The sequence below is a fragment of the Streptomyces sp. NPDC031111 genome (assembly GCF_055570675.1).
In genome coordinates, this window is the sequence record NZ_JBVIGS010000004.1 from 1 (window position 1) to 25291 (window position 25291).

The following is a 25291-nucleotide window of genomic DNA, read 5'->3' on the forward strand; positions in this document are numbered from 1 at the left end:
GCGGGGTCTGAAAAAACCGCAGGGTCATGTTGGGTGGCCGGACGGGGGTCCCGCCGGACGGCCGTCCGGCGGAACCCCCGTGCGGCGCACCACCTGCCCCATGGGCAACTCCCGTCGCGGACAAGCCAGTCGGTGACCGGAAAAGCCGAGATCGAATTTGCGAACCGCCGATCTCTTGTTACCGTTCCAGTAGCCCGGTTGCTGGTGCATCCCCCGTCGCCAGCAACCGGGTCTTTGCATACCGACCGGCGTTCACGGAACGCGGTCGCGCGTCAACTGCACGTCGTCACAGGCGAGTTGCCGTGAGGGGCGGAGTGGCGACGGCTCACCGTCGGCTCCGCGCCCGGCATCGCGCACAGGGCGGCCCGGCCTCCGGCACCCGTCAGATCTCGGGTGCGCTCACGCCCGTACGGGTGAGGGCGTCGACCACGGCGTCCACCACCGCCTCGACACCCGGGACCCAGGGCGAGGCCGAGCCGGGCAGCGGCGCGCGCTCCCAGCGGATCCCGCCCTGCGCGGTCTCGGACGGGGGCAGGGCGATGTAGCCGCCCTCGCCGTGGAAGCGGAGGGAGCCGGGGACGAAGTCCTTGGCGTACAGCAGCTCGCCCAGCTGCTCCAGGGAGTAGGGCTTCACCAGGATCGACCAGCGGGTCGGCGAGGCGACGACCGGGCCGAGCCGCATGCCGCGCCGGTCGAGTGCGGCGAGGGCGCGAGCGGCCGGAAGCGCGGGCAGGGACACCGCGCAGGGTGCCTTGCCTCCGGTGGCGAGGATGATGGGCGCCGTCGGCCGGTTGCTCCACCACCAGCGCACCATGCGCGCGTCGGTGGTGGCGGCGAGGAGGCCGGGGTCGAAGGGGTGGGCACCCGGCACCGTGCAGTCGGGGTCGGGGCAGCCGCAGCGGGACCCGCCCCGCGGGTCCGCCGCCACGCCCGGGAGTACGGGCCACTGCCATTCCGAGGCGAAGGTCAGGGCCGCGCCGATCAACTCAGGCCGTCCGCCGCGTCGCCGGGACAGGAGCCCGCGTCGCCTTCCGAGGATCTCGCGCATGAGCGCTCGTTCCTTTCCGTTGCACGCCTGGCAACACCGTGGTCCAGATCACGTCATGTGTCGATCACTTCACTGTGCGTACCTGTTGGCGCATCACACCCCCGCGCCGGGCAGGGGGAACCCCTATGGGCCGAGCATGGGCTGCCTCCGCGGCCGTCCCACCCATACTGCGTCTATCAGAAGTACGGGCGTGGCGTGGGGGTGGCGAAGTCTGGCGTTTGCCGTCGCGCGTGTTTCTCTCCGCCTCCGCCACGGGAGGATGGGGCACGGTCGTCGGTGGTTAAGACGCCCGGGTCCGTCGCCAGGTTCCCGAGCGGTTCCCAACCACCCCTGGCCTTCACCGAGTACGTACCCATCACAACCGTTGTGACGCTCCGTCGAGCAAGGCCAGTCGACCGCAATAAGCCTCCCCCTGAGGCAGTTTCAAGCCAACTTCGAATTTCGGCAAGGGGTCTACGGAGAGTTCCCTTCAACCTCACGGACACCAGGAATCCCAGCAGGACAATGCTGGACATCTCCTCACGAGTACGTGTACATGTGGAGACACTGCCGGCGACGCAGAATGACATGGGGGTTTGCGATGCTTTTGAGCAGTACGTACCGGTCGGAAAGCCGGACGCCATGAGTGCCCCGCACCCTCCGAAAGTGGCCGGAATCGATTCAACGGTTCCCTCACCCGCACACACTGTCGCGTCCGTCGCCGCGGGTACCTCCCCGGCTCCCCCGGCAAACCCCCAGAACGCACCGGGCGCGCTGCTCCAGGACCGGCTCGCCGGCTGGGTCTCCGACCTCACCACCCTCCACGAACTCACCGAGCGCCTGGTCCGCGCGGGCACGCTCGACGAAGCGCTCGAGGAACTGCTGCGCGCGGGATCCGCCCTGGTGGGCGCGCGGCGCGGGCTCGTCGCGCTGGAACCCGCCGACGGTCTCGGTCCGGCCACCACCGTCGGTCTCGGACTGGCCCGCTCGGATCTCGGCCACATGGAGACGGTGCCGCGCAGCTCACTTCCGTACGGCAGGATCCTCGACGGGCTGCCCGGCGCGGACGACGGCATCGCCGAGCCCGACCTGTTCGCCGAGAAGGGGATCGACCCCCGGCACCGCGAGGTCGCCGCCCGCCTCGGCTACGCGGCCAGCTTCACCCTCCCCCTCGCCACCGGGGCCGCCGGGCGCCTGGGGGCCGCGGTGTGGCTCTACGACGAGCCGGCCGAACCGTCGGAGCGCCGGCGCCACCTCGTCGGCCTGTACGTCCGCCACGCCGCCGAGCACCTGGCCCGGCTCCTCGAACTCGAACGCACGCGCGCGTGCATGGCCACGATGTCCGAGGAACTGCTGCCCTCCCGCCTCCCCCGGGTCGCCGGCGTCCAGCTCGCCGCGCGGCACCGGACCTCACCGCTCGGGGGCGGCGACTGGTACGACGCGCTGCCGCTGCCGGACGCCGCGCTCGGTCTCGCCGTCGGGTCCGTCACCGGGTCGGGGCCCAGCGCGGTCGCCGCGATGGGCCGGCTGCGGGCGTCGCTGCGCGCGTACGCGGTCATGGAGGGCGAGGACCCGGTCGCCGTCCTGTCCGACCTGGAGCTGCTGCTCCGGCTCACCGAACCCGCCCGGTCGGCCACCGCCCTGTTCGGCTACTGCGAGCCCGCGCTGCGCCGGATCACCCTCGCCGGGGCCGGTCACAGTCCGCCGCTGCTGCTCGGTGAGCGCCGCACCGAGTTCGTGGAGACCTCGGTCTCCGCTCCCCTGGGCATGCTGGCCTGCTGGGAGGCGCCGAGCGTGGAGGTCCAGGCGGAGCCGGGGGAGACCGTGCTGCTCTACACCGACGGGCTGCTGCACCGCACCGGCGATCCGACCGACCGCGCCTTCGCGCGGCTGCACGCGGCGGCGGCCGTGGTGCCGAAGGCCCTGCGCCGCGACCCGGGCGCCGTCGCCGACCACGTCCTGCGCGCGGTGCTGCCGGAGGGCGCGGACACCGCGGACTCGGCGGAGGACGTGGTGCTGCTGGCGGCGCGGTTCGAGTAGCCGCCCGAGGCCGCGGTCCGATCACCTCACGTACGCCCTCGGTAACAGGTCATTCCCCGGTTCGTCCGTTTCCGCACGACCGTACGATGGGGGTGGTCCAGTGCCGTATCGAGGAGGATGACCGTGGCGGAGGAGCTGCCGGAGACCCCGGAGACTGCCGAAGAGGAGCCCGTCAAGCAGCGCAAGAACGGCCTGTACCCGGGCGTGTCCGACGAGCTGGCCGAGAGCATGAAGAGCGGCTGGGCCGACACCGAGCTGCACGACCTGCGGCCGATCCCCCAGGCCGCCGAGGCGGCCGCCCGCCGCGCGGCGCTGTCCGCCCGCTTCCCGGGCGAGCGTCTGGTCGTCCCCGCGGGCAATCTGAAGACGCGTTCGAACGACACGGAGTACTCCTTCCGCGCCTCGGTCGAGTACGCGTACCTCACCGGCAACCAGACCGAGGACGGCGTCCTCGTCCTGGAGCCCACGGCCGACGGGCACAAGGAGACGATCTACCTCCTGCCCCGCTCCAACCGCGAGAACGGCGAGTTCTGGCTGGACGGCCAGGGCGAGCTGTGGGTCGGCCGCCGGCACTCCCTCACCGAGGCCGAGCGGCTGTACGGCATCCCCGCCTCCGACGTCCGCGAGCTGGCCGGCGCGCTGCGCGAGGCCACCGGCCCGGTGCGGGTCGTACGCGGCTACGACGCCGGGATCGAGGCGGCGCTGACCGACAAGGTCACCGCCGAGCGCGACGAGGAGCTGCGCGTCTTCCTCTCCGAGATGCGGCTGGTCAAGGACGACTTCGAGGTCGGCGAGCTGCAGAAGGCCGTCGACTCCACCGTGCGCGGCTTCGAGGACGTCGTGAAGGTCCTCGACAAGGCCGAGGCGACGTCCGAGCGCTACATCGAGGGAACGTTCTTCCTGCGCGCCCGCGTGGAGGGCAACGACGTCGGCTACGGCTCCATCTGCGCCGCCGGCCCGCACGCCTGCACCCTGCACTGGGTCCGCAACGACGGCCCGGTCCGCTCCGGCGACCTGCTGCTGCTCGACGCGGGCGTGGAGACGCACACGTACTACACCGCCGACGTCACGCGCACCCTGCCGATCAGCGGGACGTACAGCGAGCTCCAGAAGAAGATCTACGACGCCGTGTACGACGCCCAGGAGGCCGGTATCGCGGCGGTGAAGCCCGGCGCCAAGTACCGCGACTTCCACGACGCCGCCCAGCGCGTGCTGGCCGAGCGGCTCGTCGAGTGGGGCCTGGTCGAAGGGCCCGTGGAGCGGGTGCTGGAGCTGGGTCTTCAGCGCCGCTGGACGCTGCACGGCACCGGTCACATGCTCGGCATGGACGTCCACGACTGCGCCGCCGCGCGGACCGAGACCTACGTCGACGGCACGCTGGAGCCCGGCATGGTGCTCACCGTCGAGCCGGGCCTGTACTTCCAGGCCGACGACCTGACCGTGCCCGAGGAGTACCGGGGCATCGGCGTCCGCATCGAGGACGACATCCTCGTCACCGCGGACGGCAACCGGAACCTCTCCGCCGGCCTGCCCCGGCGGTCGGACGAGGTCGAGGCGTGGATGGCCGGCCTGAAGGGCTGACGCACGACACGAAGGCCGGGTGCGCGCGCGTGCCCGGCCTTCGCTACACCGCGACGAGCGGGGCGTCCTCGCGCCACTTGAGGATCTTGTCGAAGCTCACCACCGCGCCGCCCCGGCCCGGCTTGTTGCCGATGTGGACGTGGTCGGCGAGCTCCTGGATGAGACACAGTCCCCGCCCGTGCTCCGCGTCGGACGGCACGGGGCGCGCCACCGGCCGGGAGCGGCTCCCGGTCGCGCCGGGGAAGCCTGGGCCCGCGTCGGCGACCTCGATACGGCACTTCTCGCCGTCGAGATAGGCGGTCACCCGGTACGCCTCCGAGGTGCCGTCCCGCGCGGTGTCCCCGCCGTGCTCCACCGCGTTCGCGCAGGCCTCGCTGAGGGCGACGGAGAGGTCGTAGGAGATGTCGGGGTCGACGCCCGCTGTCTCCATGGTGCCGAGCAGCAGGCGCCGGGCGAGCGGCACACTGGCGGCATCGCGCCGCAGATGGAGTGACCACCAGATGCTCATGCTCCAGCCTCCTGGCTGCGGCTCGACATACCGTTACGTATTGCCCTGAGTGCTCGCCGGTAAGCGTGAAGTTGACGTGACACCGCCCATATGGCGGGTGTGTCGTGGACCCGACCGGTGTATGTGGGGCGGGTTGTGGCACATGTGACCTTCCGGTCGTACCTCATCTTGCGGACCTGCCGTACGGCGACCGGTGGGCCGGTGCGATGATGAGCCCGCCATGTCTGCCCCCCACCCGCGCACGGCGCGCTCCGGACGAGGACTCCGGATCCTGCGGGCCGCGGTGTTCGCCGCGGTCTGCGTCGTGCTGGCCGGGGCGGGTCACACGCTCGCCTCCTGCGCCGCCGTCCCGCTGTGGACGCTGGGCGCGGGATTCCTGGGGGCGGTCGCCGTCGCCGCGCCGCTCGCCGGACGCACCCGGTCGCTGCCGGGGATCGCGGCGCTGCTGGCGTTCGGGCAGACGGCCCTGCACACGCTGTTCGGCCTCGGGCAGCACGGGGCGCCCGCCACGGGTTCGTCGTCCACGCTCTCCGACGCCGCGCTGGTCGAGCAGGCCGCGCGGCTGCTGTGCGGGACGACCGCGGCGGGGATCACCCCGTCGCAGGCCGAGCGCCTCCTCACCGACGCGGGGATCCACCCCGGCGGGACGGACGCCCACGCGGGAGACGCCGTGGCGGCCTCCCCGGTGTCGCTGCTGCCGTCGCTGCCGATGCTGCTCGGCCACGTCCTCGCGGCGCTGGCCGCGGGGTGGCTGCTGCGGCGCGGTGATCTCGCCCTGCTGCGGCTGGCCGAGCTGTCGGCGCACGGTGTCGCCGAGGGCGCTCTCGTACGGTCGCTCCGCGCGGCGCTCGCCCTGGTGCGTGCCCTGCGCGCCGGGCTCCCGGGAGCACCGGAGGCGGCCCCGCGTACGGCGCCCACCGCGGCGCCCGCACCTCTTCCGCCCCGTTCCGTCGGGCTGCATCACACGGTGATCCGCCGGGGCCCGCCGGCCGGCGGCACCGCACTCGCTCTCGCCGCCTAGACGCGAGGCGACCACCACTCCGCCGCCGCCATGCCTTCGGGCATGCGGGGTTCCGGGCTCTCGGGCTTCCGGGCTCTCGGCTGGGGGGAGGGGCGCCGGCGTGCGGCACGCGCGCGTGCGGACGTTCCCCATCCCTCACCGTCAGTGACAACCCAATCGAAGCGGAGTGCTTCTGCCATGAAGGCTTCCCGTATCGCCGCCGCCGGTGCCGTCGCCGGTGTCGCCGTCCTCGCCGTGTCCACCCCCTGTTTCGCGCACGTCAGCGTGCAGCCGGAGGGTGAGGCCGCGAAGGGCGGCTACGCGGTCGTCGGCTTCAAGGTCCCCAACGAGCGGGACAACGCCTCGACCACCAAGCTCGAGATCACGTTCCCCACGGACCACCCGCTGGCGTCCGTGATGCCGCAGCCGGTCGAGGGCTGGGACGTCGAGGTCACCAAGTCCAAGCTCGACAAGCCGCTGGAGATGCACGGCGAGAAGATCAACGAGGCCGTCTCCAAGGTCACCTGGACCGCCAAGGGCGACGGCATCGAGCCCGGCTTCTTCCAGAAGTTCCCGGTGTCCGTCGGCACGCTGCCCGAGGACGCCGACGAACTCGTCTTCAAGGCCCTTCAGACGTACTCCAACAAGGAGGTCGTCCGCTGGATCGAGGTGCCGCAGGAGGGGCAGGAGGAGCCCGAGCACCCGGCCCCCGTTCTGGCCCTGTCCGAGGCCGCCGAGGACGGCCACTCGCACGGCGCCGCGGACGACGACAAGGCCTCCGAGGACGCCGGTTCGGCCGAGAACGCCTCCGCCGAGACCTCCGCCGCCTCCGACGGCGAGGGCGACTCGGGCGGTACGGACACCACCGCCCGCGTCCTGGGCGTCGTCGGCATCGTGGTCGGCGCCGCGGGCGTCGCGTACGGCGTACTCGCCGGGCGTCGGCGCACGACCGCCTGACCTCTTCCTCATCTCCACGGCGCGCACCGGGGCGCCCACGGCCCACGTGACCTCCCGGTGCGCGCCGCAGCACTCACCTCTCAGGACCATTCATGCGCAAGAAGACCTTCGCGGCGGCGGCCCTGCTCGCCGTCGCCTCCCTCACCCTCTCCGCCTGCGGCAGCGGTGACGGCGACAGCGGCAAGCCCGTCGCCATGGTGTCCGAGGAGGCCGGCTCCCAGAAGGCGGCCACCGTTCTCGACAAGCCCTTCGAGAAGCCGGACCTCGTCCTCACCGACACGAACGGCAAGGAGTTCGACTTCCGCGAGGAGACCGCGGGCAAGCCGACGCTGATCTACTTCGGCTACACGCACTGCCCGGACGTCTGCCCGCTGACGATGAACAACCTCGCCGTGGCCAAGAAGCAGCTGCCCAAGGAGCAGCAGGACGAGCTGCGGATCGTGTTCGTCACCACCGACCCGGAGCGCGACACCTCCTCCGCGCTGGGCAAGTGGCTCAAGGGCATCGACTCCCAGGTCGTCGGCCTGACCGGCGACTTCGACACCATCCAGGCCGGTGCCCGCACCCTCGGCATCTCGATCGACCCGCCGCGCGAGGACGACAACGGCAAGACCGTGTCCGACCACGGCACCCAGGTCATCGCCTTCTCGCCGAAGACCGACGGCGGCTACGTCCTCTACGGCGAGGACGCCACCGTCGAGGACTACACCAAGGACCTTCCGAAGATCATCAAGGGCGAGAACCCGTGAGGCGCCCGGCAGCCGTGGCCATGGTCGTCGCCGGGGCGCTGGCCCTGGCCGGCTGCGGCGGCTCCGACTCCGGCGGCGGCGAGGCCGAGCTGTCCGTCGGCTCCGCGTACATCCCGCAGCCGGTGTCGGACATGGCCGCCGGCTTCCTCACCATCACCAACGAGGGCGACGCCGCGGACCGGCTGACCTCGGTCAGCAGCGACGTCGCCGGACAGGTCACCGTGCACGAGACCGTCGACGGGGCCATGCGGGAGGTCGAGGCCCTCGACATCCCGGCCCACGGCAGCCTGGTGCTGGAGAGCGGCGGCAACCATCTGATGTTCGAGCAGCTGAAGCGGAAGCCGAAGCAGGGTCAGAAGGTCTCCGTCGAGCTGCGCTTCGACCGGTCCGACCCCGTCACGGTCGAGATCCCGGTGAAATCGGCCACCTACACCCCGAAGACCGGACCCTGAGGGAGACACCCCTGTGACCCAGACCATCGCCCCCCGGGTGCGGACCCTGGTGCTGCTGCTCCTGGCCGTCACCGGCGCGCTCCTCGCCGGCGCCGCTCCCGTCTCCGCGCACGCCGCGCTGACCGGCAGCGACCCCGGGCAGGGGGCGGTGGTCGACACGGCACCGGCCCAGGTCTCGCTCACCTTCTCCGAGCAGATCGCGGTGAGCGACGACGCCGTGCGCGTACTGGACCCCAAGGGCAAGCGGGTCGACAAGGGCGACCCGGCCAACCCCAGCGGCACGACGTACAGCGTGCGGCTGCTGAGCGGGCTGCCCGACGGCACCTACACCGTGGCCTACCAGGTGGTGTCGGCGGACAGCCATCCCGTCGCCGGTGCCTTCACCTTCTCCATCGGCGCACCCTCCGAGACCTCCGTCCCGGCCTCCGCGCAGGGGTCCGACGACGGCCTGGTCGGCTGGCTGTACGGCTTCGGCCGCTATGTGTCCTACGCGGGCTTCGTCGTCATGGCCGGCGGGGCCGCGTTCGTGCTCGCCTGCTGGGGGCGCGGTGCCGGGGTGCGGGCGGTGCAGCGGCTGGTCGTCTCCGGGTGGCTGGCGCTCACCGCGGCCACGCTGGCGCTGCTGCTGATGCGCGGTTCGTACACCCGATCCGGGACGGTCGGCGACATCTTCGACCTGTCGCTGCTCGGGGACGTGCTCCAGACCAAGACCGGTGCGGCACTCGTCTCCCGGCTGCTGCTGCTCGCGGCGGCGGCCCTGTTCATCGCGGTGCTGTTCGGTGCCTATGACAAGCGGGAGGACGAGGAGAAGCGGGACCTGACCTTCGGGCTCGCGATCGGCGGGACGGTCGTGGCGGCCGGGCTCGCCGCGAGCTGGGCCATGTCCGAGCACGCCTCCCAGGGGCTCCAGCCGGGCATCGCCATGCCCGTCGACGTGCTCCATCTGCTGGCCGTCGCCGCCTGGCTCGGCGGGCTCACCGCCCTGCTCGTCGCGCTCTACCGGGCGCCCGCCGACACCCCGGTCGACCGGGACGCCGTCCAGCGGTTCTCCCGGCTCGCCTTCGGCAGCGTGGTGACTCTGGTCGTCACCGGCGTCTACCAGAGCTGGCGGCAGCTCGGCTCCTGGTCGGCCTTCACCGACACCCGGTACGGGCAGTTGCTGCTCGCCAAGATCGGCCTCGTGGTGGTGCTGGTCGCGATCGCCTCGATCTCGCGGCGCTGGACGGCACGGCTGGCGGAGGCACCGGCCGTGGCGACGCGCGAGGAGGAGGGCGAGGGGGAGAACGAAGCGGAGAAGCAGCCGGCGGGGGCGGCGAGCCGGGCCACCGGGTCCGCGGAGGCCGGCACGGGCGAGGACGGCGAGGTGCGGGCCGCTCAGCTCGCCCGGCAGCGGGCCGCGGTGGAGAGCGCACGGCGGAAGCGGCTGCGCGACGCCGACCCGAACCGTTTCGGGCTACGCCGCTCCGCACTCGCCGAGGCGGGCATCGCCGTCGTCCTGCTCGCCGTCACCACCGTGCTGACCCAGACCGAGCCGGGACGTACGGAGCAGGAGGCCAGTGCGGCCGTCTCCGCCTCGTCCCCGTCGTCGGCCGCGACCGGTCAGGGCACCGGCGCGGTGACCCTGAACATGCCCTTCGACACGGGCGGCGAGAACGGCAAGGGAGTCGTCACGATCGATCTCGACCCGGCCGGGGTCGGCGACAACGACATGCACGTGTATGTCGAGGGTCCGGACGGCCGGCCCTTCGACATCCCCGAGGTGAAGACCTCCCTCACCCTCTCCGCCAAGGACATCGGGCCGCTGCCCGTCGTCCCCGACCACGTCACCACCGGACACTGGTCGGCGAGCGGAGTACAGATCCCCATGGCGGGCGACTGGAAGATCGAGGTCACCGTGCGGACCTCCGACATCGACCAGGTGACCGTCTCGAAGAACGCGAAGATCGGCTGAATGACCATGGCTGACCAGTCCATTCCGCAGGTCCGGACCCAGGAGGTCCCCCACGAGCGGCCCGTGGGCCGGGCCTCGGGGGACGGCATCTCCCGGCGCCGCCTGCTCGGCACGGCCGGCGCCACCGGGCTCGTACTCGGGGCGGCGGGCGGGGCCGTGGGATACGCCTCGGCACCCGCCGAGGCCACCCCGCTGACCTCGGTGGGCGACAGCCAGGTGCCGTTTCACGTGAAACATCAGCCCGGCATCACCCAGCCGCTCCAGGCCCGCGGCCATCTCATCGCCTTCGACCTCGCCTCCGGCGCGGGACGCAAGGAGGCGGCCGCACTGCTGCGCCGCTGGTCGGACACCGCCCGCCGGCTGATGGCCGGCGAGCCCAGCGCCCAGGACGACACCGGCGTGGCCCGCGACGCCGGCCCCTCCTCGCTCACCCTCACCTTCGGCTTCGGCCACAGCTTCTTCAGCCGCACCGGTCTGGAGAAGCAGCGCCCGGTCGCCCTGGATCCGCTCCCCGACTTCTCCTCCGACCTTCTCGACAAGGCCCGCAGCAACGGTGACCTGTGGGTGCAGATCGGCGCCGACGACGCCCTCGTGGCCTTCCACGCCCTGCGCGCCGTCCAGAAGGACGCGGGCTCGGCGGCCAGGGTGCGCTGGCAGATGAACGGCTTCAACCGCTCCCCCGGCGCCACCGCCCACCCGATGACGGCCCGCAATCTGATGGGCCAGGTCGACGGCACCCGCAACCCCAAGCCCGCCGACTCCGACTTCGACGAGCGGATCTTCGTACCCGAGAAGGCCGAGCCGGCCTGGATGGCGAACGGCTCCTATGTCGTCGTACGCCGTATCCGCATGCTGCTGGACGACTGGGAGAAGCTGCCGGCCAAGGAGCAGGAGGCCGTCATCGGACGCCGCAAGTCCGACGGGGCACCGCTGTCCGGCGGCACCGAGACGTCCGAGATGGACCTGGAGAAGACGGACGCCCGGGGCAATCTGGTCGTCCCCATCAACGCCCACGCGAGGATCACCCGGCCCGACCAGAACGGCGGAGCGGCCATGCTCCGGCGCCCGTTCTCGTATCACGACGGCATCGACGCGGACGGGGTGCCGGACGCGGGTCTGCTGTTCATCTGCTGGCAGGCGGATCCGTTGCGCGGCTTCGTGCCGGTGCAGCGCAAGCTCGACCGGGGCGACGCCCTGACGCCGTTCGTCCGCCACGAGGCCAGCGGGCTGTTCGCCGTCCCCGGCGGGGCGGCGGAGGGAGAGTATGTGGGGCAGCGGCTGCTGGAGGGATGAGAACAGCCCCCGGGTCACCCCCGCGGGCTCTTCCGGGGCTGCCTCCGGCCGGGGCCCATTAGGGTGAGGTCATGCCAGCGAGCTATGCGTATCTCGGCCCAGAGGGCACCTTCACCGAAGTCGCCCTGCGCACGCTTCCCGAGGCGGCCACCCGTGAGCTGATCCCGTACGTGTCCGTGCAGTCGGCGCTCGACGCGGTGCGCACGGGCGAGGCCGAGGCCGCGTTCGTCCCCATCGAGAACTCGGTCGAGGGCGGCATCACCACCACCCTCGACGAACTGGTCGCGGGCACCCCGCTGATGATCTACCGCGAGGTGCTGCTGTCGATCACCTTCGCGCTGCTCGTCCGTCCGGGCACCAAGCTGTCCGACATCAAGACGGTCACCGCCCACCCGGCCGCCCAGCCGCAGGTCCGCAACTGGCTGAAGACACACCTCCCGGACGCCGTCTGGGAATCGGCCGCCTCCAACGCGGACGGTGCGCGACTGGTCCAGGAGGGCCGCTACGACGCCGCCTTCGCCGGTGAGTTCGCGGCCGCCCGGTACGGCCTCGAGGCCCTGGAGACGGAGATCCACGACGCGGAGAACGCCCAGACGCGGTTCGTGCTGGTGGGCCGCCCCGCCCGGCCGGCCGCGCCCACCGGCGCCGACAAGACCTCCGTCGTCCTGTGGCAGCGCGACGACCACCCCGGCGGTCTGCGCGATCTGCTGGGCGAGTTCGCCACGCGCGGCATCAACCTGATGCTGCTCCAGTCACGGCCGACCGGCGCCGGTATCGGCAATTACTGCTTCTGCATCGACGCCGAGGGCCATATCTCGGACCGCCGGATGGCCGAGGCGCTGATGGGACTCAAGCGCATCTGTCTCCAGGTGCGCTTCCTCGGTTCGTACCCGCGTGCGGACGTACGGCCCGGGGAGGTGCGGCCGCCGTTCCCCGGGACGTCGGACGAGGAGTTCGTGGGGGCGGCGGACTGGGTGGCGCGATGCCAGGACGGGCGGTTCTGACGCGGTCGGTGACCGTCCCGAGCCCGGTCCTACCTGCTGATTTTCGTTGTCCACAGGAGTTATCCACAGGTCTGCTTCTCTACCTGGGGACAAGTCGACACCGAAGCCGCATTCGGTCGACAAATCGCTCCATGAATCATGATCCTGTTCATCGTCCCGCACATCACCCTTCGTCCACCCTTTTCCTTTGGTCAACCCTTTGGGGTGAGCCCTTTCCACTCAAAAGTGGGGAGGAAGGGGGTTTGTCCTGGGAATCCTTGGCTCCGGTCGAGCGTTTCGGAGTGATCAATTCCGAAGTCCACAGATCTTCCCCACATCCTGTGGATAACTTGCGCGAGGGTGTGGATACCTGTGGACAACCAAGGCCCAAGTCCCGTTTCCCACAAGGGATTCCGGTCAACGACCGACCCACGAACTGACCCGTTCCAGGGGGAGCGCCGCATTTATTGACCTCACGGAACACAGTGCGCAATTCACTCATAACGGAACGTGATCCGCCGCACCGCAATAGTGAGTCGTGAGGCGTCACCGCGCACCGGTAGCCTTGACCGCGTGATTGACCTTCGCCTGCTTCGTGAGGACCCCGACCGTGTGCGCGCTTCGCAGCGCGCCCGTGGAGAGGACGTCGCGCTCGTCGACGCCCTCCTGTCTGCCGACGAACGGCGCAGGTCGTCCGGCGTCCGCTTCGACGAGCTGCGCGCCGAGCAGAAGTCGCTCGGCAAGCTCATCCCCAAGGCGGCCGGCGACGAGAAGGCCGAGCTGCTGAAGCGGGCCGGCCAGCTCGCCGCCGACGTCAAGGCGGCCGATGCCGCCCGCGACGCCGCCGACGGCGAGACCCAGGAGCTGCTGCTCAAGCTGAGCAACCTCGTCCACCCCGACGTCCCCGTCGGCGGCGAGGAGGACTTCGTCACGCTGGAGACGCACGGCAGCATCCGTGACTTCGACGCCGAGGGCTTCGCGCCCAAGGACCACCTGGAGCTCGGCCAGCTCCTCGGCGCCATCGACGTCGAGCGCGGCGCCAAGGTCTCGGGCTCCCGCTTCTACTTCCTGACCGGCGTCGGCGCGCTGCTCGAGCTCGCCCTGGTGAACGCCGCGATGGCGCAGGCCACGGCCGCCGGCTTCACCCCGATGCTGACCCCGGCGCTGGTGCGCCCCCAGTCGATGGCCGGCACCGGCTTCCTCGGCCAGGCGGCCCAGGACGTCTACCACCTGGACAAGGACGACCTCTACCTGGTCGGCACGTCCGAGGTGGCGCTGGCCGCCTACCACATGGACGAGATCATCGACGCCGACCGGCTGCCGCTGCGGTACGCGGGCTTCTCGCCCTGCTTCCGCCGCGAGGCCGGCTCGCACGGCAAGGACACCCGCGGCATCTTCCGCGTGCACCAGTTCGACAAGGTCGAGATGTTCTCGTACGTCACCCCCGAGGACTCCCAGGCCGAGCACCAGCGGCTGCTGGAGTGGGAGAAGCAGTGGCTGACCTCGCTTGAGCTGCCGTTCCGCGTGATCGACGTCGCCTCGGGCGACCTGGGCTCCTCGGCCGCGCGTAAGTACGACTGCGAGGCGTGGATCCCCACCCAGGGCAAGTACCGCGAGCTGACCTCGACCTCGGACTGCACCGAGTTCCAGTCGCGCCGACTGTCCATCCGCGTCCGTGAGGACAAGAAGGTGCACCCGCTGGCGACGCTCAACGGCACCCTGTGCGCCGTCCCGCGCACCATCGTGGCGATCCTCGAGAACCACCAGCAGGCCGACGGCTCCGTGCGCGTGCCCGAGGTGCTGCGTCCGTACCTGGGCGGCCGGGAGATCCTGGAGCCCGTCGCCAAGTGAGCACCGCCCCCTTCCCGTACCGCCTCGTCGCCACCGACCTCGACGGCACGCTGCTGCGGGACGACCACTCGGTCTCCCGCCGCACCCGTGACGCGCTCGCCGCGGCCACCGCGGCGGGCGCCGCGCACATCGTCGTCACCGGCCGGGCGGTGCCCTGGACCCGCCCCATACTCGACGACCTCGGCTACGAGGGCCTCGCCGTCTGCGGCCAGGGCGCCCAGGTGTACGACGCCGGGGCGCACCGCCTGCTGACCTCGGTGACGCTGGACCGCCAGCTGGCCGGGGTGGCGCTGGCCAAGATCGAGGCGGAGGTCGGCCCGCTGTACCTGGCGGCCAGCCGCGACGGTCTGGACGGCGAGGTGCTGGTGGGCCCCGGTTACGAGGTCGTGGGCGGGCTGCCCGCGACCCCGTTCACGGACGCGTCGGACCTGTGGACGGCGCCCCTGAACAAGCTGTACATCCAGCACCCCACCCTGACCACGGACGAGCTCGCCGACGCGGCGAACCGCGCCGCGGGCGGGTTCGTCACCGTCACGATGGCGGGCGAGGGCATCGTGGAGCTGCTCCCGCTGGGCCTGTCCAAGGCCACGGGGCTCTCGCTGGCGGCGCGCCGGCTGGGCGTGAAGGCCGCGGAGACGATCGCCTTCGGCGACATGCCCAACGACATCCCGATGTTCGCGTGGGCCGCCCACGGCGTAGCCATGGCCAACGCCCACGAGGACCTGAAGGCAGTCGCCGACGAGGTGACCACCTCCAACGAGGAGGACGGCATCGCGGCGATCCTGGAACGCCTCCTGCCCTAGCTGCGGGCAGTCGTGCCTCCCCCAGTGCCCAAAGGGCCTGGGAGGTTCCCCCAGCGGCACGGGTGGGCGGTGGGGCGGCCCGTAAGCGCCGGGCTGCGCAACCCCACCCGCCCCACCACAACGAAGCTGGGAAGGGCGGCCCACGCGCCAGAGATGCGCGTGCTCGAAGCGGCCGCCCCGGGCAGTTCCCCGTACGGGCGGACTCAACGGAGCAGTAGGGATGACTCCGGAGTCCGCCGCGGACTGCCCTGTCCCGGTGTCGGGGACACCATCACTGTGCCCGCCGGGCAAGTCGGACGCCACCGAATAAAACCGGCGGGCGAACGCCTCACTCCTCGCCGGCGAGCGTCAGCGAGCGCAGCTTCTGCCCGGCGTACCAGGTGGCCAGCACGGTGACGGCGGCCAGCAGGACCGTCGCGGTCGTCAGGCCCACGTCCGAGGTGACCAGGTCACCGCCGGAGACCTTCTGCGCCACCGCCAGCGACCACTGCTGGACGCTCAGCGTGCGCGCGCCAGGCACCAGGGAGCCGAACAGCGCCTCCCAGACCAGCGCGTAGACCAGCCCGAACACCACCGCGTGCCGCGAGACCGTGCCGAGCAGCAGGAAGAGCGCCGCGTAGGCGATGGAGGCGACCAGCGCGGCCACCGTGTAGGCGACGGCGACCTGCTGGCCGTTGCCGTTCAGGATGAATCCCGCGATGAGGGTCGGTACCGCCGAGAACACCATGGTGACGGCGATCGCGACGATCAGCTTGGTGTAGATGATGGTCGGCCGCTTGATCGGCTTGGACAGCAGGTACACCACGGAGCCGTCGTCGATCTCGGGACCGATCGCGCCGGTTCCGGCGATGACACCGATGATCGGCACCATGGTGGCGAGCGCCAGCCCGCCGAGCACGTCGGCCGCGGTCTGGTCGTCGGCGCCGGCGAGGGCCCGCACCGCCAGGGAGATCGCGATCAGCAGCAGGGGCAGGGCGCCCAGGATGAGGGCCCGGCGACGGCCGAGCAGGGCCCGGTAGGTGAGCCGGGCGACTGTGGGGTCGTACATCATGGGCCTCCTACGCCGCGACCAGGTACGAGAACACGGACTCGAGGGACTCGTCGGACGGCGAGACCGTGAGCAGCCGGATGCCGTGCTCGCGCGCGACCTTCGGCAGCAGGGCGGTGAAGCGGCCGAAGTCGACGGCCTGGATGCGCAGGGCACCCTCCGCCACGTCCACCTCGATACCGGACGTCGACGGGTCGGCGATCAGCGCGGCCGCGAGGGCGCGGTCGTCGCTGGAGCGCACCAGATAGCGGTGCGGGCGGTCGGTCATCAGGCGGCGGATCCTGCGGAAGTCACCGCTGGCCGCGTGCCGGCCGGCGACGACGACCTCGATGTGCCAGGCGAGCTGTTCGACCTCTTCGAGGATGTGGGAGGAGAACAGCACGGTGCGGCCCTCGTCGCCCATGCGCCGCAGCAGGTCCATCAGCTGCATGCGCTGACGCGGGTCCATGCCGTTGAAGGGCTCGTCCAGCAGGAGCAGCGACGGCTGGTGGACCAGCGCGGACGCCATCTTCACGCGCTGCCGCATGCCCTTGGAGTACGTGGCGATCTTCCGGTCCTGGGCGTACTCCATCTCGACCGTGGCCAGCGCCTGCTGGGCGGCCCTGGCGCCCAGGCCGTGGAGTTCGGCGTTGGCGAGGACGAATTCGCGGCCGGTGAGGAAGTCGTACATCGCCTCGCGCTCGGGGACGATGCCGATGTGCTTGTAGATGGCCTCGTTGCGCCACACCTGCTGTCCGTCGAGGGTGACGGTGCCGGTGGAGGGGGCGAGGAAGCCGCCCATCATGTTGATGAGGGTGGACTTCCCCGCGCCGTTGGGGCCGAGCAGGCCGGTGACGCCGGGGCCGATGGTCATGGTGACGTCGTTGACGGCGACCACGTTGCCGAACCAGCGGGACACGTGGTCGATGTTGAGCGTGGTCACAGGCCCACCTTCTTGTAGCGGCGCATCAGAAGGGCGTAGCAGGCGGCGATCAGGCCGAGGCTGAAGAGGACGTAGACCACGCCCTCGGCGTTGCTCGGTCCCACGCCGCCCGGGAAGGCGGAGGTCGCGCCCAGGAAGGCGGACTGGACACCGTCGATGAGGGTGATCGGGGAGAACAGGCCGATCCAGGCGATGGCGTCGCCGCTGCTCTGGACGTCCGCGATCGCCTGGAGCGTGGAGACGGCGCCGTAGGAGATGGTGAGTACGGCGATCACGGCGGCGATGCCGAAGCCGCGGCGCGGGGTGACCGACGCGATGACCAGGCCGATGCCGGCGAAGAGCAGCGAGAGCAGTGCCACGGAGACGAGTCCCTGTGCGAATCCCTTGGTCTGGTCGGTGAAGTCGAGCTTGGCCAGCAGCGCGCCGATGTACAGCACCAGCAGGGGCGCGGCGGTGAGGATGAACAGGGCCGACGCCAGTGCGGCGAACTTGGCCCGTACGTAGTCGGCGGTCTCGATGGGCCGCGAGAAGTACAGCGGCACGGTCTTGAAGCGCAGGTCGCGCGAGACGGACTGGGGTGCCTGCGAGGCGACGTACAGGCTGATGACGGCCTGCATGACGATCGCGTAGCGGGTGTAGTCGACGGGCAGGTCGTTGGCCTTGGTGGCGACGGCGACGGCGACCATGATGGCGGCCGGCACGCACATCACCACGAACAGCAGCATCGGCAAGACCTTGGACTTCACCGAGCGGCCGAGGCCGTAGGCGCCGCGCAGGGACTGCGAGTACAGCGAGAGCCTGGCGTAGGAGCGGCCGAGGCGCGGGCCGTCGTAGGAGCGGTAGCCGATGTTGTGGATACGGGTGTCACCCGACGGCGTGGCTGGTGTCTGCATGGACTGCTCAGTTGCCATGGCCGACCGCCTCCTTCCGCTGCTCGTTCTCTTCGCTGTGCTCTTCGCTGTTCGTGAAGACCTCGGAGATGTGGTGCCGGCGCTGTTCCATGCGCACCAGGCCGAGGCCGAGGTCGGCGATGACGTCCCGGACCAGGTCGTACGTCTCCTCGCCCTGCGCCGTGAGCAGCAGGATGTGTCCGGCGCCCGGCAGTCCGCTGCCGTCCTCGACGGTCACCCCGCGCGCCTGGAGCGCCTCGCGCGCCGCGCGGGTGCCGTCCGGGTGTTCGTCGGTGTCGGTGACCTCGATGGCGAGGGTCGTGGTGGTCTGGGTGAAGTCCGTGGTGGAGCTGGAGCGCAGCAGCTTGCCGCCGTCGACGACGACGACGTGGTCGCAGGTGCGTTCGAGTTCGCCCAGCAGGTGGGAGGTGACCAGGACCGAGATGCCGAAGTCGGTGTGGATGCGGCGGATGAGGCCGAGCATCTCGTCGCGGCCGACCGGGTCGAGGCCGTTGGTGGGCTCGTCCAGGAAGACCAGCTGCGGGTCGTGCACCAGGGCCTGTGCGAGCTTGACGCGCTGCTTCATGCCGGTGGAGTAGCCGCCGATGGGGCGGTAGCGCTCCTCGTACAGGCCGACATGGCGCAGGGTGTCCGCGGTGCGCTCCCGCGCGGCGGTGGGCGGCAGGCCGGACATGCGTGCCATGTGGACGACGAACTCGGTGGCCGAGACGTCCGGCGGCAGGCAGTCGTGCTCCGGCATGTAGCCGACCCGCTCGCGGATGGCGGGGCCCTTGGTGGCGACATCGAGGCCGAGCACTTCGGCGCGGCCCTCGGTGGCGGGGGACAGACCCAGAAGGATCTTGATCAGTGTGGACTTGCCGGCTCCATTGGCTCCGACGAGTCCGGTCACACCGGGCCCGACGTCCACGGAGAGCCGGTCAAGAGCGGTCACCCGGGGGAACCGCTTGCTCAGGCTTTCGGTCGCGATCACAGTCACGTCCTCGACGGTAGTGACCGGCACCACTCCGGTCGTCAGACCGGAGAGCCGTCTTGGTGTCCCCCTGGAGTCGTACGGGCCCGTAGGGGAAGCCCTGCCCGAGAGTCATGCACAGACCCCGGGGCCCTGTTGACGAACCATCTAACAACTGCCACATTCGCCGGTGTGACGGGACTGAGTGGCACGCGGGAGCGCCGGGTGCGTACGGGCGGGGTCGAGCTGTGCGTGGCCGAGTCGGGCGATCCCGGGCGGCCGACGGTCGTCCTGGTGCACGGCTACCCGGACAGCAAGGAGGTGTGGTCGGAGGTCGCGCCCCGGCTCGCCGAACACTTCCACGTGGTGGCGTACGACGTCCGGGGCCACGGCCGGTCCACGGCACCGCGTCCGCTGCGCGGCGGGTTCACCCTGGAGAAGCTGACCGACGACTTCCTGGCCGTCGTGGACGCGGTCAGCCCGGACCGGCCGGTGCATCTGGTGGGGCACGACTGGGGCTCGGTGCAGTCCTGGGAGTTCGTCACGGTCGGGCGCACCGCCGGGCGGATCGCCTCGTTCACGTCGATGTCGGGGCCGTCCCTCGACCACTTCGGACACTGGATCAACGCCCGTCTGAAGCGGCCCACCCCGCGCCGGGTCGGCCAGTTGCTCGGCCAGGGGGCCAAGTCCTGGTACGTGTACCTGCTGCACACGCCCGTGCTGCCCGAACTCGCCTGGCGCGGCCCGCTCGGCAGGAGCTGGCCGCGGATCCTGGAGCGCGTCGAGAAGGTGCCCGGCGGCGGCGCCTACCCGACCTCGTCCCTGCCGTCGGACGCGGCCCACGGGGCCTGGCTCTACCGGGACAACGTACGGCCCCGGCTGCGCAGCCCCCGCGCGGACGCCCACGCCCACGCGCCCGTGCAGCTCATCACACCGCTCGGGGACGCGTTCCTCTCGGAGCGGCTCTACGACGAACTGCACCTGTGGGCGCCGCAGCTGACCCGGCGGACGCTGCCGGCCAAGCACTGGATTCCGCGCACCCGCCCCGACCTGCTGGCGACGTGGATCTCCGACTTCGTGATGTCGATCGAGGCGGGCCGGGCGGAAGTGACGGCTCCGGGCCGGTACGCCGACCGGTTCGGCGGGCAGCTGGTCCTGGTCACGGGGGCGGGCAGCGGCATCGGGCGGGCCACCGCGCTCGCGTTCGCCGAGGCGGGCGCGCGCGTGCTGGCGGTCGACCGGGACGCGGAGGCCGCGGCCCGCACCGCCGGGGAGGCCCGCCGTCGCGGCGCCACGGCGGCCTGGGCGGAGACGGCGGACGTCTCCGACGAGCAGGCCATGGAGAAGCTCGCCGCGCGGGTCACCGCCGAGTACGGCGTGGTGGACGTCCTGGTGAACAACGCCGGCGTCGGCCTGGGCGGCTCCTTCTTCGACACCACCCCGGAGGACTGGAAGAAGGTCCTCGACGTCAATCTGTGGGGAGTGATCCACGGCTGCCGGCTCTTCGGGGCGCGGATGGCCGAGCGCGGGCAGGGCGGACACATCGTCAACGTCGCCTCGGCGGCGGCGTTCCAGCCGTCCCGGGCCCTTCCCGCGTACAGCACCACCAAGGCGGCGGTGCTGATGCTGAGCGAGTGCCTGCGCGCGGAGCTGGCGGGGCAGGGGATCGGCGTGACGGCGATCTGCCCCGGGTTCGTCAACACCGCCATCACCTCCACCGCGCGCTTCGCGGGCACGGACGCCGAGGAGGAACGGCGGCTGCGGAAGCGGGCGGCGCGCCTGTACGGGCTGCGCAACTACCCCCCGGAGAAGGTCGCCGCGGCGATCCTGCGGGCAGTGGTGCGCGACGATGCGGTGGTGCCGGTCACCCCGGAGGCACGGACGGCGTACGCGCTGTCGCGGTGGATGCCCAGGGCGCTGCGGAGGATCGCCCGTGTGAAGCCGCCGGTGTAAGGCGGCGAGGTGCTTGTTTGTCCACAGCGGCCGCCAATTGGCCTGTGGATAACCGCACTTGGCTGTGGATCAAACCTCCGGAGCAAAATCGATCGCGTGATGCGCGTCTCTCCCGGCAGTCTGAACGGATGGACGAAAGACGCACCGTGAAGGTGTCGAAGTACATCGCGAAACATCTGCGCCACCAGCCCGAGCGGATCGGGCTCACGCTCGACGAGGGCGGCTGGGTCGAGATCGACACGCTGATCGCCGCGGCGTCCGCGCACGGCTTCCGGATCACCCGGGAGGAGCTGGACCACGTCGTCGCCACCAACGACAAGCGGCGCTTCGCCGTCGAGGGCACCCGGATCCGCGCCAGCCAGGGCCACAGTGTCGAGGTCGACCTCGGACTGGCGCCGGCCACCCCGCCGCCGTTCCTGTACCACGGCACCGTCGCCCGGAATCTGGAGGCGATCCGCGCCGAGGGGCTGCGGCCCATGAACCGGCACGACGTGCACCTGTCCGCCGACCGCGAGACGGCGACCCGCGTCGGCGCCCGCCGGGGCCGCCCGGTCGTGCTGTCCGTGGACGCCGCCGCCATGCACCGCGACGGCCATGTCTTCCACGTGAGCGCGAACGGCGTCTGGCTCACCCGGGCCGTGCCGAGCCGGTACCTGCGCTTTCCCGCGAGCCACTGAAAGCCCCATGATCGGTGCCATGGAACACCTGCCCAGCACCGAGGCCGCCGTCACCGCCCTCCGGGCGCTCGCCGAGACCTACGAGCGCGAGATCGAGGTCACCCATGACATCGGCGCGGACCAGACCTCGCGCCGCACCGCGGCGGGTGTCGGCGTCACCACCGACCCCGGCGGCGCCCTCCCCCACGAGGCGTTCGTCGAGTTCGGCGGCCTGCCCCGGGTGAGCGTGCGGCTCTACCCCGAGGACGACGCGCTGATCGACGTCGAGGGCGTGGAGTGCCCCGACATCCCCCGCGACGACGTACCGGCCTTCGTGCGCTCCGTGTTCGACGGCCTGGCGTACGTCAGGGCACGGCGATTCCCGCCGGGGTACTTCCTGATCGTGCCGCTGCCGGGAGACCGGACGCACAAGGAGTTCATGCCCATGATCGCCCTCACTCCGTGGCTGAGCGCACGCGTCCGGTGACGGAACACGGACAGTGATCGTTTCACGTGAAACCTGCCCCGCCGCATAGGCTCGGTGGTATGACTCTGCGTCTGAGCACCGTGATCCTCCCGTACCGCCGCTGGCACGAGGGCAGCCGTTCGGCCTGGGTGCGCGCCGAGGAACTCGGCTTCCACACGGGGTACACCTACGACCATCTGTCCTGGCGCAGCTTCCGGGACGGACCGTGGTTCGGCGCCCTGCCGACCCTCACCGCCGCCGCGGCCGTCACCGAGAGGATGCGGCTGGGCACGCTCGTGACCTCGCCGAACTTCCGGCACCCGGTCACCCTCGCCAAGGAACTCATCTCCCTCGACGACATCTCCGGGGGACGCGTCACGCTCGGCATAGGGGCGGGAGGCACCGGCTTCGACGCCACCGCGCTGGGCCAGGAGCCCTGGACGCCCCGCGAGCGCGCCGACCGCTTCGCCGAGTTCGTTCCGCTGCTCGACCGGCTGCTCACCGAGGACTCCGTGTCGTACGAGGGGGACTTCTACGCGGCGCACGAGGCCCGCAACATCCCGGGCTGTGTCCAGCGGCCCCGGCTGCCGTTCGCCGTGGCGGCCACCGGACCGCGCGGTCTGCGGCTCGCGGCACGCCACGGGCAGGCGTGGGTGACCACGGGCGACCCCCGGCTGTACGAGAACGGCACGCCCGAGCAGTCGGTTCAGGCCATTCGCGGCCAGGCGGAGAAGCTGGCCGACGCCTGCGCCGAGCTCGGCCGGGACGTGACCGAGCTCGACAAGATCCTGCTCACCGGATTCACCCCGGACCGGGGGCGTCCGCTGGAGTCCCTGGACTCCTTCGTCGACTTCGCGGGCCGCCACGCCGAGCTGGGATTCACCGAGATCGTGATCCACTGGCCGATCCCGGACTCGGACTTCGCCGCGGACCAGAAGGTCTTCGAACGGATCGCCATGGAGGCCCCGGCCCAGCTGCGGTGAACCCGCCGCCCGTACGTGCGTCCTTCCCGCCCCGGGAGGCGGGAAGGACGGCTGGTGACAGCAGTAACCACTCAAATGTGCGGAGTCCCGCACGACCGTGCGGGCATATGCGGGACAATGGCCCGGTGACCTCAGCGACCCGACAGCCCGAGACCCGGACAGCCACCACCCGACCCCGGCTCATCGCCACCGACCTCGACGGCACCCTGCTGCGCGACGACAAGTCGGTGTCCCCACGCACCGTCGCCGCGCTCGCCGCGGCGGAGGAGGCGGGCATCGAGGTCTTCTTCGTCACCGGCCGCCCGGCCCGCTGGATGGACGTGGTCAGCGACCACGTCCACGGTCACGGCCTCGCCATCTGCGGCAACGGCGCGGCCGTCGTCGACCTGCACGGCGGCCCCGGCGCACACCGCTTCGTCAAGGTGCGCGAGCTGCCCCGGGAGAACGCCCTGGACGCCGTACGGCTGCTGCGCGACGCGGCGCCGGGCACGGTGTACGCCGTCGAGCAGACCTTCGGCTTCAACCAGGAGCCGGCGTATCCGAAGCTGCACATGGAGATCCCGGACACCCTCGCTTCCGCCGAGGACCTGCTGGGCCCGGACTCCCGCACCGCCGACGAGCCGGTGCTCAAGATCCTCGCCTACCACCCGGACCTCGACCCCGACGCCTTCCTCACCCTGGCCCGGCTCGCCATCGGCGACCGCGCCAACGTCACCCGCTCCAGCCCCAGCGCCCTGCTGGAGATCAGCGGCCCCGACGTGTCCAAGGCCAGCACCCTCGCCCTGTGCTGCGCCGAGCGCGGCATCTCGCACGAGGAGGTCGTCGCCTTCGGCGACATGCCGAACGACGTCGAGATGCTGACCTGGGCCGGCCGTTCCTACGCGATGGGCAACGCCCACCCGGACGTGGTCGCCGCCGCCTCGGGCCGCACGGTCGCCAACAACGACGACGGGGTGGCCGTGGTGATCGAGCGGCTGCTGAGCGAGCGTCCGTAGCCGCTCAGAGCGCCACCCCGCGCCCCGCCAGCCACGACGCGGGATCCACCGCCGACCCCATCTCCGGCGTGACCCGCACCTCGAAGTGCAGGTGCGGGCCCGTGGAGTTGCCGCTGGTGCCGGACTGGCCGATCCACTGCCCCGGCGAGACCCGCTCGCCCTGGTCGACGGCGACGGCGGCGAGATGGGCGTACTGGGTGTAGTAGCCGCCCTCGTGCCGGAGCACGATCTCGATGCCGAAGGCTCCGCCGCACGACACCTTCACCACCTTCCCCGCGCCCACGGCCCGCACCGGAGTGCCGATCGGCACCGCGAAGTCCTGCCCGGTGTGCCGGTTCGCCCACCGCGCGCCACCACTGCCGTAGGAGGCGGAGAGCTCGTACGTCTCGACCGGCGCCACCCAGCGGGTGGTGAACCGTGTCTCCGGCTGGTCGAGGCGGACCGCACCGCGGCAGGCACCGGCCGCGACCGATGCGTCCGCCTCGCCCTGGAGCTTCCACCGCGCCGCTTCGAGCTTCCGCTCGATGCCCTGCTTCAGGGTGACGAGTTCCGTGTTCCGCTTCTCCAGCCTCTTCCACGCGGCCGCGGCCCTCGCCTCGTCGCGGGCGAGCCGGGCCTCGGCGCGCTCGCTCTTCCCGATCGCCTGGTCCAACGACACTTCCGCCTGCGCCACCGCTCGCTGACCGCGCATCAGCTCCTCCGGATCGTCCGCGAGGAGCAGGTGCGCGGTGAGCGGCAACCCGCCGCCGTCCCGGTACTGGGAGCTCGCGATGCGGCCCAGGTCCTCGTGCAGTGCGCCCAACTCCCGTCGCTCGTCGTCGAGGCGCTCCTCCAGCCGCTGCGCCCTGGCACGGTGCTCGTCTGCCTCGCGCAGGCCCGCCTCGTACTGCTCCGTCGCCGTCGCCGCCTCCTCGTACAGCCGCGCCACCTCCGCGCTGACGCCGGACGCGGAGCCGTGGCCGGGGACGTGGGAGCCGTCGCCGTCGGTGGGCCGGGCGGCGAGCACGGCGAGCGCGCACAGCAGCACGGCGGCGAGCAGCGGATGGCGGCGGGTGAAACGCATGACTGCGATCCTGGCCCGCACCCCGGCGCCCGGTCCTGTTCACGTCGTACACATGGGGGAAGGGGCGCCACGGACGGACCAGCGGTACCGCCGAACAGCCCTCTCGGCCGACGCGCTTGACGTCCCGTCACGCGGAGTGCGCGCCCGCCG

23 protein-coding genes are annotated in these 25291 nt (G+C 71.5%); 16 read left to right on the forward strand and 7 right to left on the reverse strand.

Features of this window, described 5'->3' with window-relative positions; all coding sequences use genetic code 11:
* Positions 1–382 precede the first annotated feature (382 nt).
* Complete coding sequence (locus ACZ470_RS10315; protein ID WP_468426331.1) at positions 383–1048, reverse strand: bifunctional DNA primase/polymerase; 666 nt, start codon at positions 1046–1048, stop codon at positions 383–385.
* A gap of 504 nt (positions 1049–1552) precedes the next feature.
* Between ACZ470_RS10315 and ACZ470_RS10320 the strand changes: the two genes are divergently transcribed.
* Together ACZ470_RS10320 and ACZ470_RS10325 are read left to right on the forward strand one after the other, a co-directional pair.
* Positions 1553–3067: a PP2C family protein-serine/threonine phosphatase gene (locus tag ACZ470_RS10320; RefSeq protein WP_468426333.1), complete on the forward strand. Its 1515-nt coding sequence runs from the start codon at positions 1553–1555 to the stop codon at positions 3065–3067.
* 123 nt (positions 3068–3190) lie between these two features.
* Entirely contained in the window at positions 3191–4648 is a 1458-nt protein-coding gene (locus ACZ470_RS10325) for an aminopeptidase P family protein (protein WP_468426334.1), read from the forward strand.
* A gap of 43 nt (positions 4649–4691) precedes the next feature.
* Here the strand turns inward: ACZ470_RS10325 and ACZ470_RS10330 are convergent, their stop codons facing one another.
* The gene (locus ACZ470_RS10330; RefSeq protein WP_468426336.1) at positions 4692–5156 is read right to left on the reverse strand and encodes an ATP-binding protein; all 465 of its coding nucleotides are present in this window, start codon (positions 5154–5156) and stop codon (positions 4692–4694) included.
* A 220-nt stretch (positions 5157–5376) separates the two neighbouring features.
* Between ACZ470_RS10330 and ACZ470_RS10335 the strand changes: the two genes are divergently transcribed.
* The 9 genes from ACZ470_RS10335 (at position 5377) to ACZ470_RS10375 (ending at position 15195) form a co-directional block, all read left to right on the forward strand.
* Entirely contained in the window at positions 5377–6177 is an 801-nt protein-coding gene (locus ACZ470_RS10335) for a hypothetical protein (protein WP_468426337.1), read from the forward strand.
* A gap of 177 nt (positions 6178–6354) precedes the next feature.
* Positions 6355–7113: a YcnI family copper-binding membrane protein gene (locus ACZ470_RS10340; protein ID WP_468426339.1), complete on the forward strand. Its 759-nt coding sequence runs from the start codon at positions 6355–6357 to the stop codon at positions 7111–7113.
* A 92-nt stretch (positions 7114–7205) separates the two neighbouring features.
* On the forward strand, positions 7206–7862 hold the full coding sequence (locus ACZ470_RS10345) for an SCO family protein (RefSeq protein WP_468426341.1): 657 nt from the start codon (positions 7206–7208) through the stop codon (positions 7860–7862).
* A complete protein-coding gene (locus ACZ470_RS10350; protein ID WP_468426342.1) occupies positions 7859–8314 on the forward strand; it encodes a copper chaperone PCu(A)C in 456 nt (151 codons plus the stop codon). Before ACZ470_RS10345 ends, ACZ470_RS10350 begins: the two co-directional genes overlap by 4 nt.
* A gap of 13 nt (positions 8315–8327) precedes the next feature.
* Complete coding sequence (locus ACZ470_RS10355; protein WP_468426344.1) at positions 8328–10265, forward strand: copper resistance CopC/CopD family protein; 1938 nt, start codon at positions 8328–8330, stop codon at positions 10263–10265.
* A gap of 6 nt (positions 10266–10271) precedes the next feature.
* Positions 10272–11558 (forward strand): iron uptake transporter deferrochelatase/peroxidase subunit, encoded by a 1287-nt coding sequence (efeB, locus tag ACZ470_RS10360; RefSeq protein ID WP_468426887.1) that lies wholly within the window; start codon positions 10272–10274, stop codon positions 11556–11558.
* A 71-nt stretch (positions 11559–11629) separates the two neighbouring features.
* On the forward strand, positions 11630–12562 hold the full coding sequence (gene pheA, locus ACZ470_RS10365) for a prephenate dehydratase (RefSeq protein WP_073933379.1): 933 nt from the start codon (positions 11630–11632) through the stop codon (positions 12560–12562).
* A gap of 552 nt (positions 12563–13114) precedes the next feature.
* On the forward strand, positions 13115–14392 hold the full coding sequence (gene serS / locus ACZ470_RS10370; RefSeq protein ID WP_468426346.1) for a serine--tRNA ligase: 1278 nt from the start codon (positions 13115–13117) through the stop codon (positions 14390–14392).
* Positions 14389–15195 carry an HAD family hydrolase gene (locus ACZ470_RS10375; RefSeq protein ID WP_468426348.1) on the forward strand — a complete coding sequence of 269 codons (807 nt, stop codon included), beginning with the start codon at positions 14389–14391 and terminating at the stop codon, positions 15193–15195. Before serS ends, ACZ470_RS10375 begins: the two co-directional genes overlap by 4 nt.
* Before the next feature lie 328 nt (positions 15196–15523).
* On the opposite strand, the gene ACZ470_RS10380 is transcribed toward ACZ470_RS10375, so the two are convergent.
* From ACZ470_RS10380 to ACZ470_RS10395, 4 genes are read right to left on the reverse strand one after another with little or no spacing between them, the layout of a single operon-like run.
* The gene (locus ACZ470_RS10380) at positions 15524–16243 is read right to left on the reverse strand and encodes an ABC transporter permease subunit (RefSeq protein ID WP_073933376.1); all 720 of its coding nucleotides are present in this window, start codon (positions 16241–16243) and stop codon (positions 15524–15526) included.
* Positions 16244–16253: 10 nt separating this feature from the next.
* Positions 16254–17165, reverse strand: coding sequence for an ABC transporter ATP-binding protein (locus ACZ470_RS10385; protein WP_468426350.1), 912 nt, complete (start codon positions 17163–17165; stop codon positions 16254–16256).
* A complete protein-coding gene (locus ACZ470_RS10390; RefSeq protein WP_468426351.1) occupies positions 17162–18076 on the reverse strand; it encodes an ABC transporter permease in 915 nt (304 codons plus the stop codon). The genes ACZ470_RS10385 and ACZ470_RS10390 overlap by 4 nt, the downstream gene beginning before the upstream one ends.
* Entirely contained in the window at positions 18066–19046 is a 981-nt protein-coding gene (locus ACZ470_RS10395) for an ABC transporter ATP-binding protein (RefSeq protein ID WP_468426888.1), read from the reverse strand. Before ACZ470_RS10395 ends, ACZ470_RS10390 begins: the two co-directional genes overlap by 11 nt.
* Positions 19047–19217: 171 nt before the next feature.
* Between ACZ470_RS10395 and ACZ470_RS10400 the strand changes: the two genes are divergently transcribed.
* The 5 genes from ACZ470_RS10400 (at position 19218) to ACZ470_RS10420 (ending at position 24078) form a co-directional block, all read left to right on the forward strand.
* On the forward strand, positions 19218–20978 hold the full coding sequence (locus ACZ470_RS10400) for an SDR family oxidoreductase (RefSeq protein WP_468426353.1): 1761 nt from the start codon (positions 19218–19220) through the stop codon (positions 20976–20978).
* Between the two features lie 128 nt (positions 20979–21106).
* Positions 21107–21655 (forward strand): RNA 2'-phosphotransferase, encoded by a 549-nt coding sequence (locus ACZ470_RS10405; RefSeq protein ID WP_468426355.1) that lies wholly within the window; start codon positions 21107–21109, stop codon positions 21653–21655.
* A 19-nt stretch (positions 21656–21674) separates the two neighbouring features.
* Positions 21675–22121 (forward strand): hypothetical protein, encoded by a 447-nt coding sequence (locus ACZ470_RS10410; RefSeq protein WP_468426356.1) that lies wholly within the window; start codon positions 21675–21677, stop codon positions 22119–22121.
* A gap of 59 nt (positions 22122–22180) precedes the next feature.
* Positions 22181–23083: an LLM class flavin-dependent oxidoreductase gene (locus ACZ470_RS10415; RefSeq protein WP_468426357.1), complete on the forward strand. Its 903-nt coding sequence runs from the start codon at positions 22181–22183 to the stop codon at positions 23081–23083.
* 107 nt (positions 23084–23190) lie between these two features.
* Positions 23191–24078: an HAD hydrolase family protein gene (locus tag ACZ470_RS10420; protein WP_468426359.1), complete on the forward strand. Its 888-nt coding sequence runs from the start codon at positions 23191–23193 to the stop codon at positions 24076–24078.
* A 4-nt stretch (positions 24079–24082) separates the two neighbouring features.
* Here ACZ470_RS10420 and ACZ470_RS10425 read toward each other — a convergent pair whose 3' ends face one another.
* Positions 24083–25141 carry a M23 family metallopeptidase gene (locus ACZ470_RS10425; protein ID WP_468426360.1) on the reverse strand — a complete coding sequence of 353 codons (1059 nt, stop codon included), beginning with the start codon at positions 25139–25141 and terminating at the stop codon, positions 24083–24085.
* Positions 25142–25291 lie beyond the last annotated feature (150 nt).

Bases quoted from the DNA above. Each gene is read 5' to 3' on its own strand.
- ACZ470_RS10390 (WP_468426351.1), bottom strand. From the start codon at position 18,076: ATGGCAACTGAGCAGTCCATGCAGACACCAGCCACGCCGTCGGGTGAC.
- ACZ470_RS10425 (WP_468426360.1), bottom strand. From the start codon at position 25,141: ATGCGTTTCACCCGCCGCCATCCGCTGCTCGCCGCCGTGCTGCTGTGC.
- efeB (WP_468426887.1), top strand. From the start codon at position 10,272: ATGGCTGACCAGTCCATTCCGCAGGTCCGGACCCAGGAGGTCCCCCAC.
- ACZ470_RS10320 (WP_468426333.1), top strand. From the start codon at position 1,553: ATGCTGGACATCTCCTCACGAGTACGTGTACATGTGGAGACACTGCCG.
- ACZ470_RS10345 (WP_468426341.1), top strand. From the start codon at position 7,206: ATGCGCAAGAAGACCTTCGCGGCGGCGGCCCTGCTCGCCGTCGCCTCC.
- ACZ470_RS10410 (WP_468426356.1), top strand. From the start codon at position 21,675: ATGGAACACCTGCCCAGCACCGAGGCCGCCGTCACCGCCCTCCGGGCG.
- ACZ470_RS10415 (WP_468426357.1), top strand. From the start codon at position 22,181: ATGACTCTGCGTCTGAGCACCGTGATCCTCCCGTACCGCCGCTGGCAC.
- ACZ470_RS10405 (WP_468426355.1), top strand. From the start codon at position 21,107: ATGGACGAAAGACGCACCGTGAAGGTGTCGAAGTACATCGCGAAACAT.
- pheA (WP_073933379.1), top strand. From the start codon at position 11,630: ATGCCAGCGAGCTATGCGTATCTCGGCCCAGAGGGCACCTTCACCGAA.
- ACZ470_RS10315 (WP_468426331.1), bottom strand. From the start codon at position 1,048: ATGCGCGAGATCCTCGGAAGGCGACGCGGGCTCCTGTCCCGGCGACGC.
- ACZ470_RS10340 (WP_468426339.1), top strand. From the start codon at position 6,355: ATGAAGGCTTCCCGTATCGCCGCCGCCGGTGCCGTCGCCGGTGTCGCC.
- ACZ470_RS10335 (WP_468426337.1), top strand. From the start codon at position 5,377: ATGTCTGCCCCCCACCCGCGCACGGCGCGCTCCGGACGAGGACTCCGG.
- ACZ470_RS10330 (WP_468426336.1), bottom strand. From the start codon at position 5,156: ATGAGCATCTGGTGGTCACTCCATCTGCGGCGCGATGCCGCCAGTGTG.
- ACZ470_RS10380 (WP_073933376.1), bottom strand. From the start codon at position 16,243: ATGTACGACCCCACAGTCGCCCGGCTCACCTACCGGGCCCTGCTCGGC.
- ACZ470_RS10420 (WP_468426359.1), top strand. From the start codon at position 23,191: ATGCGGGACAATGGCCCGGTGACCTCAGCGACCCGACAGCCCGAGACC.